This window comes from Psychromonas arctica (genome assembly GCF_038155225.1).
Classification (GTDB): domain Bacteria; phylum Pseudomonadota; class Gammaproteobacteria; order Enterobacterales; family Psychromonadaceae; genus Psychromonas; species Psychromonas arctica_B.
Genome location: NZ_JBAKBA010000367.1, coordinates 1 through 214, shown reverse-complemented (window position 1 = coordinate 214; position 214 = coordinate 1). Strand labels below are relative to the sequence as shown.

The following is a 214-nucleotide window of genomic DNA, read 5'->3' as shown; positions in this document are numbered from 1 at the left end:
GACGCTAAATTCCTAGAAGCAGTCAACTCTAGACGTACATTCGCGATCATCTCTCACCCTGATGCGGGTAAAACAACGATTACAGAAAAAGTACTATTGTTCGGAAATGCATTACAAAAAGCCGGTACTGTAAAGGGTAAAAAATCGGGTAAACATGCATACTCTGACTGGATGGAAATGGAAAAAGATCGTGGTATTTCTATAACTACCTCCG

Annotated in this window: 1 protein-coding gene; it reads left to right on the top strand. The window is 40.7% G+C overall.

Annotated elements, in window-relative coordinates; genetic code table 11:
* On the top strand, nt 1-214 hold a 214-nt coding region (locus V6255_RS18810), incomplete at both ends, for a GTP-binding protein (RefSeq protein WP_341629466.1).